Below are 18776 nucleotides of genomic sequence, written 5' to 3'. Positions count from 1 at the left end.
TAAAATAATTATCATCAACAAAAGGGAGAGGTTAATGACATGCAGCGCATGAAAAAAACATTTATCTGGACACTTCTGCTCGCTTTATTGGTATCCTTAGTCCCGCCTGGACTTATGAATATTGCGGCGGCTGCAGATAAGCCGACCAGTTACTTTACACCGGATAATCAAAAGCTGCGGAATACGGTTGATCTGACTTTACTTCCGTCTTCTTCAGTGCCGTCAAAGCAAATTGCCAGAGATAATGTATTGCAGGTGACAGATGCAAGCCTGACAGTTACAGGTACCTTTACAAAGGTAACGAGTTCTACACTCGGAGCAAATGTACAATTATTAAATTGGGATCAGCAGAACAACAAATGGCTGGAAGATCCTACACACGTAACACCGGGAGTGGTCCAACTGGATGTTGACAGCCCCGATAACCGTTTCAGTGCCAATCTGACCCTGTATCCTGGTATGAACCGGATAACATTGACCGGATCACAGGGCAGCAATGACCGCTCAGAAGCATTTTATGTTCTGTTTGATAAGGTCCCCTATGTGGAGAAGCTTCAGGTTCTTGGGGGATCAGAGAAGCTGAATTTGAATGAAGGCGCTCAGTTGGTGGTAGCTAACAAGGAAATTACACTTGAAGGTAAGGCCCAGAATGCTACTAAGGTTACAGTTTCTCTTAATGATGGTACTGCTTCAAGCACATCATTATTGCAGGATGGCACTTTCTTTTCCCAGCGTATGGAGCTTAAGCCTGGGGTGAACAGCCTTAAGCTGGTTGTACAGAATGGTTCTGACACACTCAGCTTTCAATATTCAATTTTCTATTATGATGAGAAGAACCCAATAGTCGCTATGTACTTAGGGGATAGTACCGGTCAAGGGCAAGACCTCTTGTACGGAGATCAGCCGGTGATGACAGAGGATAAAGATACTGCCAGCCTATTTGTCCAGATGATGGTTCCAGACAATGCCGGAGTGCCTTTCAGCGGTTCGGCAGTTGTGAAGCTGGATAGTGTAGTACCTGCTATTGAATATGGAGGAGGATTAGAACTTCAAAGCAATGGCAAAGTATCTTTGGTAGGAGATAAAGAAATTTTGGTGCCATCCCCAATTAAGGATGCGCCTGCTTATCGGTTGGTAACCTTTAAAATCCCTCTGACTCTAAACAAGGATAATGCAACACCGGCTAACCGTTTAGAAAAGCAGACGCACAATCTTTCAGTAGCGTATGGAACCAAGACCGTTAACCGGTCCATTGATTTTCAGTATATGAAGAATAACATTGTAATTACAGATATGAAGTATTTGCCGGGATATGACCCAACAACAGGGATAGTACCTGCCGGAGTAGCGCTGAATGGGGCTAAGGTCGATTCTGGAGAATTCTATATCTTGGTCAAAACCAATACGGCAGTAACAACCACACCTGTTAATCTAACTGCACAATATTTGCCTTTGTCCACCAGAGTGTTGACTCCTGAATGGGTGAAGTCGCCATCGTCTACAGAGCACATCTTTAAAATTACTGATTTCCAGAACGGAAATCAGACTGTTCGCTTCAAGATTAGTGGTTCTTCCTCAAATAAGGACGTAAATATTTCATTTGCTTCCAAGAGCTATATTTATGTATCCAACCTTACGGATGGACAGACTTATGTGATTAACTCCAGCGAGAGCAAAGTATTGAACGTAAAAGGACAGTATATCGATTTTAATCTGGGAAGTAGTTACTTCCTGGCTGAAATGTATGTGAATGGAATAAAAATGAAGCCTACTGGGACTGAGAAATGGCCCAACCCAAGTGACGGTACTTTTTCAGTGGATTTAAAGATTGATGCCAAAGAGGGACCCATCGTATTTGGAGAGAACAAAATTGTTCTGACAGGAACAGGGGTAGATGAAAAAGGACAGGTCCGTGAGGTCCGTAAGGAGCTGCGCGTCTATATTCTCGATGAGAATGTATCAACCATCAGCAAGTTCCAGCCGGCCTTAGGCACAGGGAGACCTACATTCCCGGACGCTAATTTTGGACCAACGGATGTACTGCTCACGAAGCTGTTCAATTTGACACCTGATTTTATTTATAATGAAACAAAGTATACAACTAGTCTAAAAACCTACGATTTGGTGCTGCGAGGCAGCGGGGCTGTGAAGCTGAACCTGAACCTGGGTACCAAAAATATATTGTCGCTTGATATTCCGGCTAACGCCAGTGCTGCTAATACAGCAAGCCCGGTGTTTGCAGATCAACGTTACACCACCAGCTTTGCTGGCAGTCAAAAGGACTTCGTAATGCGGATTCAGGATCTTACTAATGATACACCGGGAACCTACATCTATACGCTTGAGCTAATCAACAGCACGGGTGCCAAGACTAGCCAGAAGCTGGAGCTGATCCGGGAGGTTAGTGCTTACCGCATTCTGTCTCCTCAGCCCTCTGTAGGGACTCAGTATGTTGTGAATAAGAACTTTGTTCATTTCGATATTGAGGCTGAGGGAGCTACAAATGTAATTATTGACAAAGAGCAGGCCGTTAAGCGAACGGATCTGGGACCAGGCAGGTTCGTTCTGGATTACGTAGGCTTGAAGCCAGATAAGGCAAACAGCATCAAAATTCAAATTGTCAGAGGAAGCAGTACAAGTACAGATACTATCTCAATATTCTATACGGGCACTGTAGCAGTTGATTCGCAATACATGGCGCCTAAGGTAGCGGACAAATACAGTGTATTTAATAAGAAGCTGGAATTGACCTTCCCGAAAGGGACTGTAATGCAAAGTACAGATACACGCAATCTGAAGAAGTTCTATCCTGATACCAAACTTCGCTTCGGTATTGCTGAACCGACAACAGGAGTGGTGGAACGCCGTAACGATTATGGCAATGTCATCGGCTTCCCGGTAACATTTGAAGAGAGCGGAATTCCTAACTGGACCATTCCCGATGAATTCTCACTTCGATTCAGTTCTCCATATGAGAGCAGTAACTTTGTAAGAATATCCGATGTGTACTGGATTAGCGGAGGCTTGGGCGAATTGGGTACAGTATCGACTGGAGGGTACATTCCTGCAACGAATGGCCTGGCTCCATATTCTGTAGATGGTTTGTTCGGTGATCCGCAGACTCCGGCAGAACGCAAGATCACTCCATCCAAGCGGGGGAAACTAACACTGGCTTTTGACTCCAATGTTGTTGATGACGCGGGGACTGTTGTCACTGTATTCCAATATAACTCCAACCGTGAATGGGTGAATATTGGTGGTACTGTGGATACCAACAAGCATACAATCAGTGTTCCGTTTGATGAATTTGGTTATTACAAGGTTATGAAAATGAGCCGTGGCTATAACGACATTACGAATCACCAATGGGCCCGGAACATTCTTAATGCCCTGTATTCCAAGGGGATCATGAATAATCTTCGTTTTGAACAGTTTGGCACAGACGATCAGACAACAAGAGGAGAGTTTGCAACCCTGCTTGTTAAGGGCTTGAATCTGCCGCTTAACTACGATAGTAATAAGACCTATTCAGATTTGGTTCCAGGGGCCAGTTCAGTAACCTGGGATTATGAACATATTGAGACAGCATCCAGAGCCGGAATTGTGACTGGACTTACCGATGGGGTTTTTGGTCCAGATCAACCGATTACGCGTGAGCAAGCGGCTGTGATGATTGCCAGAGCACTTAAGCTGAAGCTGCCGGTTAATGATCAGAAATTAAAGGATGCAGTAGCCAAGTCCTTCCTGGATTCCGGTAAGATAGAGTCTTATGCATTAGCCGCAGTTCAGGCCGTGTCAAAGGCTAAAATTATGAATGGGGCTGAAGTGACCACTACGGGACAAAAGAAGGCTTCGTACAACTTTAATCCTAAAGCCAATATGACCAGAGCTGAGGCTGGTAAAATTGCTGTGGAGCTTTTGAAGAAAAGCACTACAATTTTCCCTAAAACCCTGAGCTAGGCAGTAACAGTCCTAGAGTAAAAACCTTATTCAGGTTAAATTACCATTCGGACATCTTTGTAATCTGCTCCCATTTGCGTTACAATGTCAAAGAAACCATTTTTACGTGAAAGGTGAAAGCCATCGATGAAACCGATTTTATCAAAAGCACAATTGGATTACACGAAAGCAAAGAATATGTTTGAGAATAGAGCAAAGGTTATGGAAAAGGAAATTGCAGCGAAGCGGGCTCTGCAGGAGATCACTCAGGAGGTAATGGAAGAGCTTGTCCAAGCAACTGGCTTCCATGATGCTTATAATGAACTGGTTATTGCTGAGAATGCTTTGATCGATTGGTCCCATAGCACCATCAAGCATGAGAAGACCTACCGTGAGAACCGCGCAGCGATTGATGCCATGTATGAGAATGTAAATGCAAGTCCTGAGAAGCGCCAGGAGTTAATACAGCTATCGATGAAGATTCGATAGCCCTGGATATACTGAGTTGAAGGAAAGGCTGCTGAGTTGATCTCAGCAGCCTTTCTTTATGTCAATCATTATCCGGGAATGTGTTAACCCTGTTGCAATGTGGGTATATACTTATTAGCTCGAATGCTGGTCAACAAAAACACCACGTTCAGTATGCAATATTTGTTTGTAAACTTAGCAAATATTGTTTAATGACGTTTGGAATGCCTCTATGCTATACTGATTCCCGTAGCCACCCAACATTAACAATAGTTAGTAGAACATACATATTGTATCTTCTAGAGTATCGGGGCAGGGATACAGCAGGGCAGAAAAAAAATTTTTAACCAAAGCGCAACTTTTTTGAAACTATTGCGTTTAAGGTGTAGAGTCACTTGCACGAGGCAATTGCGGAATGCCCTCAAGGCACTGTTCATTGCTAAATGGAAAAATTAGCTTTACGTGACTAGAGGCACATTGTATAATACTTAGGTAGAATTAGGAATCTAGTATTACTATGCCTTGAAGCTGTTTACAAGTTTCTGTGATACCCGTCACAGACATTATTTATACTTAATCTGCTCAACTCGGGAAAGGGGGTGCTCGACAAATGAGTGATATGAGCTACACAACTAAAGAAAAATCCCAGTTCATGAATGTCCAAGGAGGAGAAAAAAAGGTTATGAAGAAAATTTTATCCGTAGCATTATCTACAGCAATGGCATTCTCGATGTTTGCCTCTGTAGCATTTGGTGAAACAGCAAAGGTAACTCCACAACAAGCATTTGATGCTTTAGCAGCAAAAGGTGTTGTTAATGGGTTCCCGGATGGAAAGGCTCATCTTGATAAAGATCTGACTCGCGGAGAATTCGCTAAGATCGTTACTAAATTGTTCGGTCTTACTGAAGTAACTGGCAAGTTGTCTTACAACGATAAAGGTTACAACGCTAAAAACTGGGCTGTTCCTTACATCGAAGCAGTTACTGCAGCAGGATTGATGCAGGGTCAAGATACTGTTAAAGGGATCTTCAACTACAACGGTAAAGTAACTGTTGAAGAAGTAGCTAAAGTATTGGCTATCGCTCTTAAGCTGGAACAACCAACTACAACTGATAACGGTGCATCTGTATGGGCTAAAGGCTATGCACAAGCAGTTATCAACGCTGGTCTGGTAGCTAAAGATACCAACTTCAAAGCTAACGCTCTTCGTTCTTTGGTAGTTGAAACAGCTTACTATGCTGACCAAATCGGTAAAGTTCCTACATTGACTGTTGCTACTGCTGAAGCAGTAAGCCCAACCAAAGTAGTTGTAACTTTCTCTGACAAAACTACTGCAAACGTTGAATTGACAACTGCTCTGGTAGCAGGCGTTGAAACAACAATCAACTTCAAACACCTTGAAAAGGACTACACTGCAAAAGTAACTCTGCAGGCTCCTAAGGTAGTTTCCGTAACTGCTCCAAACGCTAAGCAACTGGTTGTTAAATTCAACCGTGCTATTGATGGAGAAACTCTTGTTGAAAACACTGCTAACGGCGCGAAATTGATTGATGAAGTTGTTAAAGTAACTCGTGTTAACAACAGCGATCAATTGGTGAATGCTAATAACGCAAACGTAGTTCTGGCTTCCGACGGTACAGAAGCTTGGATCACATTTGCAGGTAGTGAGTATCTTAAAGGTACTTACACTGTTGTAATTAAGGACAGCGTGAAAACAACTGCCGGAGAAGCTATCCCAGCCTTCACTAACCTGTTGACTGTTGCTGATACTACTGCTCCAACTGTTGCTTCCGTATCCTCTGTTGCTAAAACAACAACAAACAAAGTTTACGTTAAACTGAGTGAGCCAGTTAAAACTGCTGGATTGATCGCATACGTTAACGGTGCTCCAGCAAGTGTGAGCCGCGATACTTATGCTCCACTTGACGAAGTGACTTTGAACACTGGTTCTGCATTGACTAGTGGCGCAACTTATGATGTATCCCTGACTAATCTGACTGATTATGCGGGAAATGTTGCTAACCCTAATCCAACAAAAGCTTCAGTCACTGTAACTGCTGATTCCGCTGCTCCTACAATCGTAAGCGCGACTGCAGAAGGCGACAAGAAAGTTAAAGTTGTATTCAATAAAAACATTGATTTCAATTCTCTGGTAGGTAGCGTACGTTTGCTCGACCCTAACGGTGAACTGAAGAGTGTTATGCAAATCAATGCTGGTGTTGATGGCAAGACGTTTATCTTGACTTCAACTATGGCGAGCCTGCCTGAGAGTGGAACATTCACAGGAACAATTGTTTTCGGAGCAAGTGTTCGTGATACACTTGGTAACACTCTGGGAACTGCACTGTCCCAACCAATCACTTTCACTAAGGATACAGTAGCTCCAACGGTAACTAGCGTAACTTACAAAGCTGGAACTGGTATCACTATCAAGTTCTCTGAAGAAGTTACTTATGGTAATGTTAATGGTCTGACTTTGATCAATGACTCTACTGGTGTTGCTAATACTGATCTGACTTATACTGGCCGTTCTAATGATGGCAAGTCTTTGACATTCAAAGTAGGAACGACTGCTGTAGTTGGTGCTCAAACTCTTCGTCTGCCTGCAGGCCTTGCGGCTGATACGAGCTACGCCAAGAACAAATCTGCTGCAACAGTATTGCCTGTAACAGGAAGCAGTGCATCTACTGATACTGAAAGACCAACAGTTATCAGCGCTGTATACCAAACTGAGGTTGAGACTAGCGCAGATTACGTAATCCGTGTAACTGCTACGGATAACTCAGAACTTAACATCAAATCGCTTCAAGATAATAACAGTTATACGTTGGCTGACGCTGCACTTCCAGTAGGTTCTTATGTAACACTGCTTCCTGCAACAAGTGGCAGCACTACAAGAGTTGCAGAAGTTCACATTCCTAAGTCCAGCATTAGCGAAACTAAAAACTACAAGTTCACAGTTGCTGGTATTGTGGATACTGCCGGAAACGGTTTGGACGTTGCTTTTGAACAGGTCATCAAACTGGGTGATAGAGTTAGACCTACATTGTCTTCTGCTGTAGTATCTGCTTCTGACAGCAAAACAATGATTCTGACATTCTCTGAAGCAGTTAAGAATGCAGATGCTAATGACTTTATCTTCACGCTGAATGGTACTCCTGTACAGCCTTCATCATTTGCTACTATCGGTAATGCTTCTGTGGCCGATAAGTTCTATGTAACATTCAACGATGCAAATGGAGTTATCGATCTTAATGGTAACACTGTTTACACATTGACTGTGAAAGTTAGAGATGTAGCTCCTGTGGCTAACATCACTGACGTTGAAGGTAACAATGTTAACACTGGTACTTCCATCACTGTTAAGTAATCTCCGATTACTGCAAGTAAGAATAGCCTCTTCGGAGGCTATTCTTTTTTTATAGCCATTTATCCCACTATGAGGAGGAATTACTTTTGAAGACCGCTTGGAAAGTTACGATGTCAGCAGTGCTGCTGGCGGGTGGCCTGTGGGCTGGATCTATGCTTAACCTAAAGGCTGAAGGTGCCGGTGTCGGATCACAGCCAGGAACGGCAGAGGACCCGGTGGTTACTAAGAGCTATGTGGACCAGCAGATTCAGAAGGCTTTACAGGGTGGAACAATTAGTCCACCTACTCAGGCTCCGGCTGCTACTGCAACTAATGCACCGGCTGCAACCACAGCTCCTACCAAAGCGCCGGCTTCCAGTTCGGGTGATACAGGCAATACGGGTAATGCCAGTGAAATTGTTGATGTGAAGCCAGGCCAGACTCTCATCGCTGGAGCAGGTGCGGAATTCATTGTTCGTGCCGGCAAAGCAGTTATTTATTCCCAAGATGCTAATGGGGTAGCTGACTTGACGGATGGTGTCGATTTGGCGAATGGTGTCGCTGCGCCTACGAATCATCTGTTATCTTTTCCACGGGATGGCCGTGGAATCGCTGTACAGGACGGTCAAACGATGAAAATCGTTGTTATGGTCCGTGGTGCATATACTCTGAAGTAGCTGCAATTCTTTTTTAAGTACACTTCAATCGACATTTTTCTTTCTATATAAAGAATGCCCTATATTGGGTCTTCATATACCCCGGAACTCATTCCCACAGTTGACAAACATTAAGCCGACTCAGGCCTTTGGGATTCGTACACAATACCACCTGTAATCTTAAAAAAATTCGCAGGAGGTGCTGTAACATGGCACGTACAAATCGCACTGTGGTACCAGAGAGCCGGGCAATGCTGAAACAAATGCAATATGAAATTGCTTCTGAATTCGGATTATATGGAGCTTCGTACGGCGGCGGGATGGACACAGAGTTTGCTTCTGAGCTGGGTACGATTGGCGGAGCAAGCGTTTCTGGAGGAACTCCATATCTGGGGCATCTAAGCTCCAGAGATAATGGATCTGTTGGCGGGGAAATCACAAAGAGGTTGATCAAACAGGCCGAGCAGTCTCTTTTCGCATAACTGGCTTCAATTGACAGCCACCGGTAAATAAGATAATATGACCTTTGAGGAAGGCCTTAGACCTTTTCCATCCGGAAAAGGTTCATTTTTTGAATAAAACAGGCATTGGCCATCATAAATTATTCTACTACTTATATTTGGCCTGTTATCTACTAGGGAGCCCCCTTGAATACAGTGTCAGATCAACAATATGGGAGGTTGTTGTGTATGTCGATCAAAGGGCGTCATCTGTTTACTTCTGAGTCCGTAACGGAAGGACACCCCGATAAAATCTGTGATCAGATATCCGACGCGGTACTAGATGCATTTCTTGCTAACGATCCTAATGCCCGTGTAGCTTGTGAGGTAGCTGTAGCAACAGGTCTCGTGCTTGTCATCGGGGAAATTAGCACTAAGTCTGAATATGTTGATATTCCGGCAATCGTACGTAATACTATTAAGGAAATTGGCTATACCCGCGCGAAGTTTGGCTTTGATTATAATACTTGTGCTGTCCTTAGCTCCTTGAACGAGCAATCGGCAGACATTGCCCAGGGTGTAAATGCTGCTCTTGAGCATCGGGACCCTGCGTCATTAGCTGAAGAGACTGCTAACATTGGTGCCGGTGACCAAGGTCTGATGTTCGGGTTCGCTACGAATGAGACACCTGAGCTTATGCCGCTTCCGATTGCCCTGTCTCACCGGATTGCCCGGCGTCTGGCGGAAGTCCGTAAAGATGGAACTTTGAAATATCTGCGCCCGGATGGCAAAACCCAGGTTACGATTGAGTACCAGGGCGACAAGCCGGTGCGTGTGGATACGATCGTGGTATCTACCCAGCATGCAGAAGAAATTACCCTTGAGCAAATTCAGGCAGACATCAAAGAGCATGTCATTCTTCCGGTTGTTCCGGCTGAACTATTGGATGAAGCCACTAAATACTTCATTAATCCTACTGGCCGTTTTGTGATTGGTGGTCCTCAAGGAGATGCCGGTCTGACTGGACGCAAGATTATTGTGGATACATATGGCGGTTATGCCCGTCATGGCGGCGGAGCCTTCTCCGGTAAAGATCCGACCAAAGTGGACCGTTCTGCAGCCTATGCGGCTCGTTATGTAGCGAAGAATCTGGTCGCTGCCGGCCTTGCTGACAAGTGCGAGATTCAATTGGCGTATGCTATCGGTGTTGCTACCCCTGTATCGATCAATGTGGATACATATGGAACGGGCAAGATCAGTGAGGAGAAGCTGGTTCAACTGATCAGCGATAACTTTGATCTTCGTCCAGCAGGAATCATCTCAATGCTGGATCTGCGTAAGCCTATCTATAGACAGACAGCAGCTTATGGACATTTTGGCCGTACCGATGTGGACCTTCCTTGGGAACGCGTGGATAAGGCGGATTTGTTAAAAGCCCAGTCCGGAATTTAAAGTTGCAGCAAATGAATTGAGCTAGTTTGCATAATGTCATCAAATTATAATCATGCCTATATAGTACCCCTCATCAGGGGGGATTATATGGGCTTTTTTTTGTGAAAAAAGTAAGCTGATGTGCCCTCAGCCGTCATCTTCTAAACTTTGGAAGCCCTTTAGCCGAAATATAACAGTATACAAATACAAGAAGTGCTGGAAGGGCTGAAAGGGGTTTTTTTAAGAATGAAAAAGAAATTAAGAATAGGAACGGCAATTATCATTGCAGGCAATCTGCTGCTTGGTCTGGGCAGTCCGGCTATCGGTATACATACATCAGCGGTATACGCCGCTTCAGAATTCGGAATCAGCTTTGCTCCTGCGAATGGGGCTGCCTTTGTAAATGTCGGGGCTTCACTGGGGCTTAGCTTTGACCGCCAAGTGATCCCGCAAGCCGGGAAAATCACCATTACAGATGTAAATGCCGAAACGGTATTTACGGAAATTGCAATCGGGAGTGCAGGACTAATCGGAAACTCGTCAAGCTACGAGATCAAGCTAGGCGCCAGCCTTAAATTTGCTCCCTACAAAACATATAGTGTAAGTGTGCCTAAGGGGCTGTTCAAGGATAGTGCAGGCAATGAATCTGCGGCAACAAGCTGGAAGTTCACGACAGCCCCGGAGGTAAATCCGGCGATTACAGCAAGCAGCGTGTCTCCTGCCATCAATTCCAGGGTAGAGGCTGCAAGCTTAACGGAGCTGAGTATACGCTTATCTGGAGTCCTTACAGCCGGAGGAGGCAGCGTCAGGCTGCTCTCGTCAGCGGATAACGCGGTTATACAGGAGTTTGCGATCAGAGATGGAGAACCTGGGGTAGCCTTCCAGAGTGCAGATTCCTCGACAACGGTGACGTTGACACTGGCTAATAAGCTTCCGTCCGGCGGGAATTATTATGTGCTTATCGACGCTTATGCATTCAAGGATGCTAATAATACAACCTATCAGGGGATAGCAAGCGGCAGCGGCTGGAGCTTCTCCACGGTCGGCACGGGTACTATCTCTGCATCTACGGCTCCGGCCAATGCCTCTTTTGGCGCATCGGTTAGTGGAGCCCTGAAGCTATACTTCGACCGCCCGATGAGTCCGGCCTCTGGAGTAATCTCGGTCGCTCCAGGTGTAGGGGACCCTAGAACAAGATGGTTGAATGTCAATTCAACGAATGTTACCGGTGGGGGAAGCTCGACAATCACTCTGTTGCCAGCCTCCGCAGCTTCACCGCTATTGAGCGGTACACTATATACAGTGACTATACCGCAGGGAGCTTTTTATGATCAGGATGGTCATCTCTTTCCGGCTTCAGGCCCGTACTCCTGGACGTTCACGACGGCATCACTGACAAGTCTGTCTGTAGCTGCGTTATCACCAGCGGACCGCAGTGAATCAGTAGATATCTCCAAAACGATTGCGGTTAATTTCAACCGGGAGGTTGTCTACAATAGCACAGTCGCGAACGGGGTTGTTCTATACAAAAGCAATGGATCTAAAGTGGATGCGGTAGTTCAGCAAGGCTCCTCTGCTAAAGAATTCATCATTAAGCCGTCCGCAGCGCTGGAATCAGATACGATCTATTATATCGACATCGCCAAAGGAGCGTTCACAGATGCCGCAGACCCCAGTGTGCAGTATGAGGGATTAAGCGGTACCAAGTCCTGGAGCTTCCGTACTGTGGCCATAGATAAGACTCCACCCTCGCTGACGAGCGCAGTGCTGGAGAATAACCGGACGATCCGCCTGAGGTATAATGAGACACTTAATGCTTCAGTGGCGCTGCTGGCTTCCAGCTTCGGCGTAACCGTCAATGAGGAAGTCCGGAATATTGAGAGTGCCTATATTCAAGGAGATAGTGTATTTGTAGTGATTAGCACAGGCATAGCTGTAGGCCAGAATGTAAAAATCAGCTATACCGGCGGCGTGCGGACAATTCAGGATACGAGCGGGAATGCTGCGCCTACCTTTTCTGGACAGCAGATCACTAATACTATAGAATCGGCGCTCCCTACACCCAAAGAAGGCAGAATTACTGGCAGAACGGTGACACTGACCTTCAATGATACGCTCAAAATAGTCTCTCCTTATGCGTATGATCAGTTTGTGGTAACGACTGACGGCTACTCTCTTGGGGTGAACTCTGTCAGCTCCAGCGGCAACACCTTGTATTTAACAGTAGGTTCGGAGGTGGGCAATTCGGAGTCGGTCCGGGTATCCTACTACGCCGGTTCGTATCCGCTGGTTAGCTCTCTGGGGCAGAATATCGCCAACTTCGCTGAGTTTAACATCCGTAACAGTAAGGATAATGTGCCGCCGGTGTTCCAGAATGCGACGGGTGCGGGCAATAAGATCATTCTGAATTATAACGAAGGCCTGTCCACAACCAATTTACCGATGAATAGCCAGTTCTCTGTACTGGTTGGCGGCAAACCCAACTATGTTACTAATGTATCGGTGAGTGGATCGCAGGCTACATTGACCCTTCAGACTGCTTTGCCGCTTAGCGGAACAGTGACGGTATCCTATGTTCCAGGTACTCTTGGACTTAGTGATCTGAATGGTAATCGTGCAGCCTATGTTGATCTTCAGCCAGTGTCTGTAACTTCAGCCACGATAGTATCCGAGATCAGCGTAGCTACGGTGAAAGGCAATGAACTTAATGTTACCTTTACCAAGAGCATGCAGTCCTCTTCGAAATTGTATGTCAATCAGTTTGGGGTAAAGGCTGATGGAAGCAGCATTGATGTTCAGGATTTCAGCCTGTCCGGAACTCTTTTGAAATTGAATCTCTCGCAAGCAGTGACGGCCGGACAAAAGGTTGAGCTCTCTTACCTGTCTGGAGCGGGGATGATTACAGACACGAACGGGAACTCGCTTCCTTCCTTCAACTCATTGTCTGTTCAGAATCTGACCACTGGTGTAACCGGCAACGGAAGCCGCCCTTCTTATCTGGGAACCCTGGCTGCCAGTGAGTTTGGCAAGGAGTACCCGCTACTGAAGAGTGATTCTGCTCTTGCGGTTACAGATCTCTCGGTCTACAAGCAAATGGTTAAAAGATATGATCTGAATGCAGAGCGAATGGCTGCCAGTTATCAATATCTGAAGCTTGCAGGTGCGGATGAGTTGGTATTCGAGGTTCCCTCTACAGAGAAATCAGCCTATGTTACCGTTCCATTAAAAGCACTATCGGATGCAGCCGCAAGCAACAAAAATGCAAAGCTGATCATCCGGTACGGAGATCATATGTATGGTGTAAAACTAAGCGATATTGATGTGAATTCGCTAATTGCTAGTTTGGGGACAGATATCGATAAGGTCTCACTTGTTCTGCGTATGGAGAGTGTTCCAGGCGGGACGTTCTATTCTTTCGAACAAAAAATAGGAAGTCAGGCCATGCGTAACGTTACCGGTCTTATAGATTTACGTCTAACTGGTTCTATTAAAGATAACTATTCCAACGCCAAAGAGTTAAATGTAAAAGGGCAATACACTGTTCGTAATGCTGCTGTACTGAACTCCGCACAAACAATGGCTGCTGGCGTAGATTCGACATACAATGATGCTATTTATTTGCCGGCCCAATTTGCTACTGTGGGCAGTAATAGCGTTGTTAGTGCACGCACGAATGGTAACCAGGTGGTGGGGGTGTTTATCTCCTTGCGTACATTTGGAGATATGACCTCCCATTGGAGTAAGACGGCTGTAGCAGAGTTAGCCGCCAAAAATATCATCGATAGCAGCTACGGAACTGTGTTTAAGCCTGATCAGCCGATCACCCGTTCTGAGTTCGCTGTGATGCTCAGCCGGGGCTTAGGTCTACAGGCAGTACGCGGTGGAGCTTCCCAGTTCAAGGATGTACGTCCTTTTACACAAACAAGTGATTTCATAGAAGCCGCTGCCAAAGCCGGCATCATCACCGGCAATACGGACGGGACCTTCCGTGCTGAGGATAAGATTACCCGTGAGCAGATGGCGATTATGATGGTGAGAGCGCTGGAGTACACGGGGCAATCGGTGACGCTGAGTGCATCGGTGATGGATACGCTTAGCCCGTTCAAGGACCGGGCGAAAATCCTGAGCCAGAGTATCGAGTTTGTAGCCAAGGCGGTCAAGGCGGGGATTATTCAGGGAGTCAGCACCACGCAATTCCAGCCGCAGGGTAATGCTACCCGAGGGCAGGCTGCGGTCATGCTGCAGCGGATGCTTAAGACAGCAGGCTATTTGTAAGGGGATTGTATAGTTAAGCAGAGCATCCGGTCTATGGGCCGGGTGCTTTTTTTGCGGGAAGAGGTTTTATGCGTTCAGAGGTCTTTTTAGCATGCCTGGACAGCTCCAGCGTGACTCCGCCCAGCCGGTAAAACCTGCTAGTTCTCTCCAATTTTCGCAACTTTTCGAGCTGAATTCAGTCTATTAAAGGTATAGTCTATTACTATGAACTGATATCGGGAGCTTGATAGCGAAGTAGAAGAGTACAAATAGATGGGAGAGTTACACTGAAATGAATGAGTTTTTCATGGGGAAAAAGAGTACAGAGCACACACGGGGAAATCAATGGTCGCCTGCTAAAAAATGGATTGCTGCATCTCTGGCGGGTGTAATCTGGATCATGCCGGTTGTCGGGAGTGAAGGTGCAGGATGGCTGGGCGCAAGCACTGCGCCGGTAGCACAAGCAGCAGCGTCCTTCTCGGCGACAAAACTGAGTGAAGAGGTTATCACTTCCGGTGCGATGATGATGAAATACAAATTTACCACGGTGCGTTCCGGTAAGAGTGCGACAGGACTGGCCAGCGTCATTCGTGTCGATCTGAATAATCCTTATGTCTCACTGGATGTAATGACCGGCAAAGGCGGGAATCTGACGACACGGCAGAGCACCGGGGGCATGGCGGCTGAGACAGGTGCGGTCGCGGCGGTGAACGGGGATTACTTCAATACCGGGGGAGAAGGTGCACCGATTGGCGGTCAGGTATCCGGCGGTGTGCTGGTGTCCACTCCTTCACAGCTGAACGGAATGTATGCTTTTGCAGTAACCAAGGACCGTAAACCTATGATTGATGAATATACATTTGAGGGGATGCTGACCGCAGAGGATGGCTCCCAGTTCCCGCTGTCCGGCATCAACAAAGGGGCCTACAATCCCGAAGGCGGCAGTTCGACTTACAGTCATGCTAATGCCGCGTATATCTATACGGATGCATGGACAGCGCTGGAGCGGCCTAAGGGCAGCTCTACTACACCGACGGAGGTCCTGGTAGAGAATGATATCATTACCCAGATCTCGCTGGATTCGGCCCTGCCGGTCAAGGTGCCCAAGGGAGGCTATATTCTCCGTACACACGGGCTGGCTGCCCAGTTTGTCAAGGCCCATTTAGTTGAAGGGCAGAAGCTAAGCAGCACATACAAGCTCCGTTCCAAAACCACCCAGCAGGAGCTCGATCCTTCTACGCTGCAGATGATGATCGGGGGGCATACGATTCTGGTCAATAACGGCAAGGCGTCGTCGTTCTCCCGTTCTACAAGCAGCATTGGCGGGTACCGGGCGCGTACAGCGCTGGGCTATTCCCAGGATGGCAGGTACGTATATGTCATTGCAGCCGAGAAGAACAGCAATAGTGCAGGTCTGTCGTTGACAGAGCTGCAATCCTTCATGACGAATATCGGGGTGTGGAAAGGGATTAATCTGGACGGAGGGGGCTCTACAACGATGGTAGACCGCCCGCTGGCTGAAACCTCGACTACACTTACCTTCAATACCGAATACGGCAAGGAGCAGCGCACAATCGTTAACGGCGTAGGGGTCTATACTTCTGCTCCGCAAGGTGAAGTGAAAGGGATCAAGATCAGCGGCAGTTCGGTACTGTTAATCGGGCAAAAGGCCACATACTCCCTAAAGGGGTATGATACGTACTACAATCCGGTGGATGTAGCGGCGGCTAATCCGGCCTGGACCGCAAGCGGCGGCAGTGTCACTGTGAATGCGGGCGAAGCCACGGCCGTCAAGCCGGGAACCGTCAAGCTGAAGGCGACCAGCGGAACAGCGAGTGCCGAGACCGAGGTCACCGTTCTGGGCGGAGAAGACCTGTCCAGCCTGATTGCAGGTACAGCAACTGCACCGCTGCAAGCAGGGGCCACAGTATCGGTTCCGGTTAACGCGGTGTCGAAGAGCGGAGCAACGATAGCTGTTCCGGCAACCGCACTGAAGTGGGAGTTCATCGGCTTCAAAGGAAGTGTGGGGGACGGCAAGCTTAAAGTGGAGGCAGTCGATCCCGGCGTAACTACCGGATATGCGATTGCCCGCTATGACGGCTTCAGCACGGCGGTTGTCTTGTCTACTGCAGCTGCTACGGCGTGGGAGGATTTCGAGAATGCCAATTATCCGTTCGCGTTCACAACCAATGCGGCAGGCGTCACTGGAACAGCAGCAGTAGCTGCGGGCAGCGCAGAGCGCGCAGGCTCGAAGGTCTTATCGCTTAGCTACGATATGAGTGCTGGCACCGGTAAAATGTACGCATACGCCCAGTTCAACGGTACAAAGGGCAAGGATATTCCGGCGGCGGCAACCTCAATGTCAGTCGATGTGATGGGGGACATGAGCCTGAACTGGATGCGTGCAGAGCTGACAGATGCCAGCGGAAAGACGGCCTATATTGATCTGGCGAAAGTTATCGACTGGAACGGCTGGAAGACGCTTAATATCGATCTGTCCGGCTCAGGGATTAAATTCCCAGCTTCCCTTAAGAGACTTTACGTGGTAAATGTAGAAGAAGGCCAGGATGAACGGGCCAAGACGGGGACAGTGGCTTTTGATAATATTTCCTTCGTGATGCCATCGCTCTCCAGTGAGGCGGGACTGCCCAAAGGGACAGCGGCGATGAGCATTGGCGGCAAGGCGATGACGGTTAATGGTACCAAGCGGCCGATTGATGTCGCGCCGATCGTGAAGGACGGCAGTACGTATGTGCCGATAAAATATGTTCTGGACGCGTTCGGCGGCAATGCGGTCTGGGATGCGAAGACAAAGAAGATTATGGTCCTTCGGGGCTCTAAGGCGCTCGATCTGACCGTGAATAAGAAGGAGTTCGTACTGAACGGGAAGCGGCAGAGTGCTGAAGTAGCACCGATGATTCTGAATGCCAGGACTTTAGTACCGCTTCGACTCGTGACAGAACAGCTCGGACTCACTGTAAAATGGGAACAGAACACTAAGACCGTAACTATCGAATCGTGATATGTTAGTATAAAGGAAAGCCTTTAATACGATTCGATAGAAATGGGGCAAGCATCCGTGGAATTTCAAGCCGATGCGATAGATCGGGTGATTAAAAACACCATCGACGTGATGGAGAGCAGCAAGTATCAGATATTCGAAATATTGCAGGTGGCACGGGATGAGCTTGCTGCACTCAACAAAGAACTGCAGCGGGTCATGGAAGAAACGGATGAAACATTGCAAAAGGTAGACAAGCTGGAGCAGCAGTACCACCGCTCCCGGATCCGGCTGACAGAGGTCAGCCGGGATTTTGTCCGCTATACGGAGAAGGATATCCGGATTGCTTATGAGAAGGCGACGGAGCTGCAGCTGGAGCTGATGATGACCAGGGAGAGAGAAGCTTATCTGCGGAGCAGACGCGATGAATTGCAAATGCGGGTTCGCAGTGTCGAAAATTCTGTAGAACGTGCCGAATCGATTGGTTCGCAAATGAGCGTTGTCCTGGAATATCTGTCCGGAGAACTAGGTCAAGTGACGCGAATTGTCGAATCTGCGAAGAACCGCCAGATGATTGGACTCAAAATAATCCTGGCTCAGGAAGAGGAACGGAAAAGAATTGCCCGGGAAATTCATGACGGTCCTGCTCAAATGCTGGCGAATCTAGTCCTAAGGACGGAAATTGTAGAAAGAATGCTGGTAAAGCAGGAATTTGGGCTGGTACAAGCCGAAGTAATAGACTTAAAGGGGCAGGTAAGATACAGCCTGGAAGAAATGCGCAAGGTGATTTTCAACCTGCGTCCGATGGCGCTTGATGATTTGGGGCTGATTCCGACTCTGCGGAAGTATGTGCATGATTATGAGGAGAAGACGAGGATCCGCACCTCTTTTGAAACCAGGGGGAAGGAGCACCGTTTGTCCTCGGCAATGGAAGCGGCGGTATACCGGCTGGTGCAGGAGGGTCTGTCCAATGCGGCGAAGCATGCTTACCCGAGCTACGTACTGGTAGAGATTACTTATCAGGCTCAATTGATCAAGATTGTCGTGAAAGACAATGGCTTAGGCTTCAATGTGAAAAAAATCAGTGAACAAGCCAACCGGGAAAGCTTCGGTCTGGTGGGTATGCGCGAACGCGTGGAATTGCTGGAGGGAAGAATGGAAATACAATCAGCCGAGAACCAGGGCACAACAATCGTAATTCACATTCCGACGAATGTGGAAAAGGGGAAGGAGTAATG

At 47.2% G+C, this 18776-nt stretch carries 9 protein-coding genes; all 9 read left to right on the top strand.

Annotation, left to right across the window (positions count from 1 at the left end; translation table 11 throughout):
* Positions 1–39: 39 nt before the first annotated feature.
* The 9 genes from MKX51_RS28735 (at position 40) to MKX51_RS28695 (ending at position 18774) form a co-directional block, all read left to right on the top strand.
* Positions 40–3960, top strand: coding sequence for an S-layer homology domain-containing protein (locus MKX51_RS28735; RefSeq protein WP_340946562.1), 3921 nt, complete (start codon positions 40–42; stop codon positions 3958–3960).
* Positions 3961–4086: 126 nt separating this feature from the next.
* Positions 4087–4428: a hypothetical protein gene (locus MKX51_RS28730; RefSeq protein ID WP_036721689.1), complete on the top strand. Its 342-nt coding sequence runs from the start codon at positions 4087–4089 to the stop codon at positions 4426–4428.
* Between the two features lie 589 nt (positions 4429–5017).
* The gene (locus tag MKX51_RS28725; protein WP_340946564.1) at positions 5018–7777 is read left to right on the top strand and encodes an Ig-like domain-containing protein; all 2760 of its coding nucleotides are present in this window, start codon (positions 5018–5020) and stop codon (positions 7775–7777) included.
* Positions 7778–7863: 86 nt separating this feature from the next.
* Complete coding sequence (locus MKX51_RS28720; RefSeq protein ID WP_340994717.1) at positions 7864–8433, top strand: hypothetical protein; 570 nt, start codon at positions 7864–7866, stop codon at positions 8431–8433.
* Between the two features lie 188 nt (positions 8434–8621).
* Positions 8622–8894 carry an alpha/beta-type small acid-soluble spore protein gene (locus MKX51_RS28715; RefSeq protein ID WP_209868427.1) on the top strand — a complete coding sequence of 91 codons (273 nt, stop codon included), beginning with the start codon at positions 8622–8624 and terminating at the stop codon, positions 8892–8894.
* A gap of 207 nt (positions 8895–9101) precedes the next feature.
* A complete protein-coding gene (gene metK / locus MKX51_RS28710; protein ID WP_076084485.1) occupies positions 9102–10304 on the top strand; it encodes a methionine adenosyltransferase in 1203 nt (400 codons plus the stop codon).
* 225 nt (positions 10305–10529) lie between these two features.
* The gene (locus MKX51_RS28705; protein ID WP_340994716.1) at positions 10530–14558 is read left to right on the top strand and encodes an Ig-like domain-containing protein; all 4029 of its coding nucleotides are present in this window, start codon (positions 10530–10532) and stop codon (positions 14556–14558) included.
* Between the two features lie 286 nt (positions 14559–14844).
* Positions 14845–17559 carry a stalk domain-containing protein gene (locus tag MKX51_RS28700; protein WP_340995750.1) on the top strand — a complete coding sequence of 905 codons (2715 nt, stop codon included), beginning with the start codon at positions 14845–14847 and terminating at the stop codon, positions 17557–17559.
* 57 nt (positions 17560–17616) lie between these two features.
* Entirely contained in the window at positions 17617–18774 is a 1158-nt protein-coding gene (locus MKX51_RS28695) for a sensor histidine kinase (RefSeq protein ID WP_340946825.1), read from the top strand.
* The last annotated feature ends 2 nt before the right edge of the window (positions 18775–18776 follow it).

Source organism: Paenibacillus sp. FSL M7-0420 (genome assembly GCF_038002345.1).
GTDB lineage: Bacteria > Bacillota > Bacilli > Paenibacillales > Paenibacillaceae > Paenibacillus_AQ.
Note: the sequence above shows the minus strand (reverse complement) of the source record. Positions and strands in the feature narration are given on the sequence as shown.

Bases quoted from the DNA above. Each gene is read 5' to 3' on its own strand.
- MKX51_RS28735 (WP_340946562.1), top strand. From the start codon at position 40: ATGCAGCGCATGAAAAAAACATTTATCTGGACACTTCTGCTCGCTTTA.
- MKX51_RS28730 (WP_036721689.1), top strand. From the start codon at position 4,087: ATGAAACCGATTTTATCAAAAGCACAATTGGATTACACGAAAGCAAAG.
- MKX51_RS28725 (WP_340946564.1), top strand. From the start codon at position 5,018: ATGAGTGATATGAGCTACACAACTAAAGAAAAATCCCAGTTCATGAAT.
- MKX51_RS28715 (WP_209868427.1), top strand. From the start codon at position 8,622: ATGGCACGTACAAATCGCACTGTGGTACCAGAGAGCCGGGCAATGCTG.
- metK (WP_076084485.1), top strand. From the start codon at position 9,102: ATGTCGATCAAAGGGCGTCATCTGTTTACTTCTGAGTCCGTAACGGAA.
- MKX51_RS28705 (WP_340994716.1), top strand. From the start codon at position 10,530: ATGAAAAAGAAATTAAGAATAGGAACGGCAATTATCATTGCAGGCAAT.
- MKX51_RS28700 (WP_340995750.1), top strand. From the start codon at position 14,845: ATGGGGAAAAAGAGTACAGAGCACACACGGGGAAATCAATGGTCGCCT.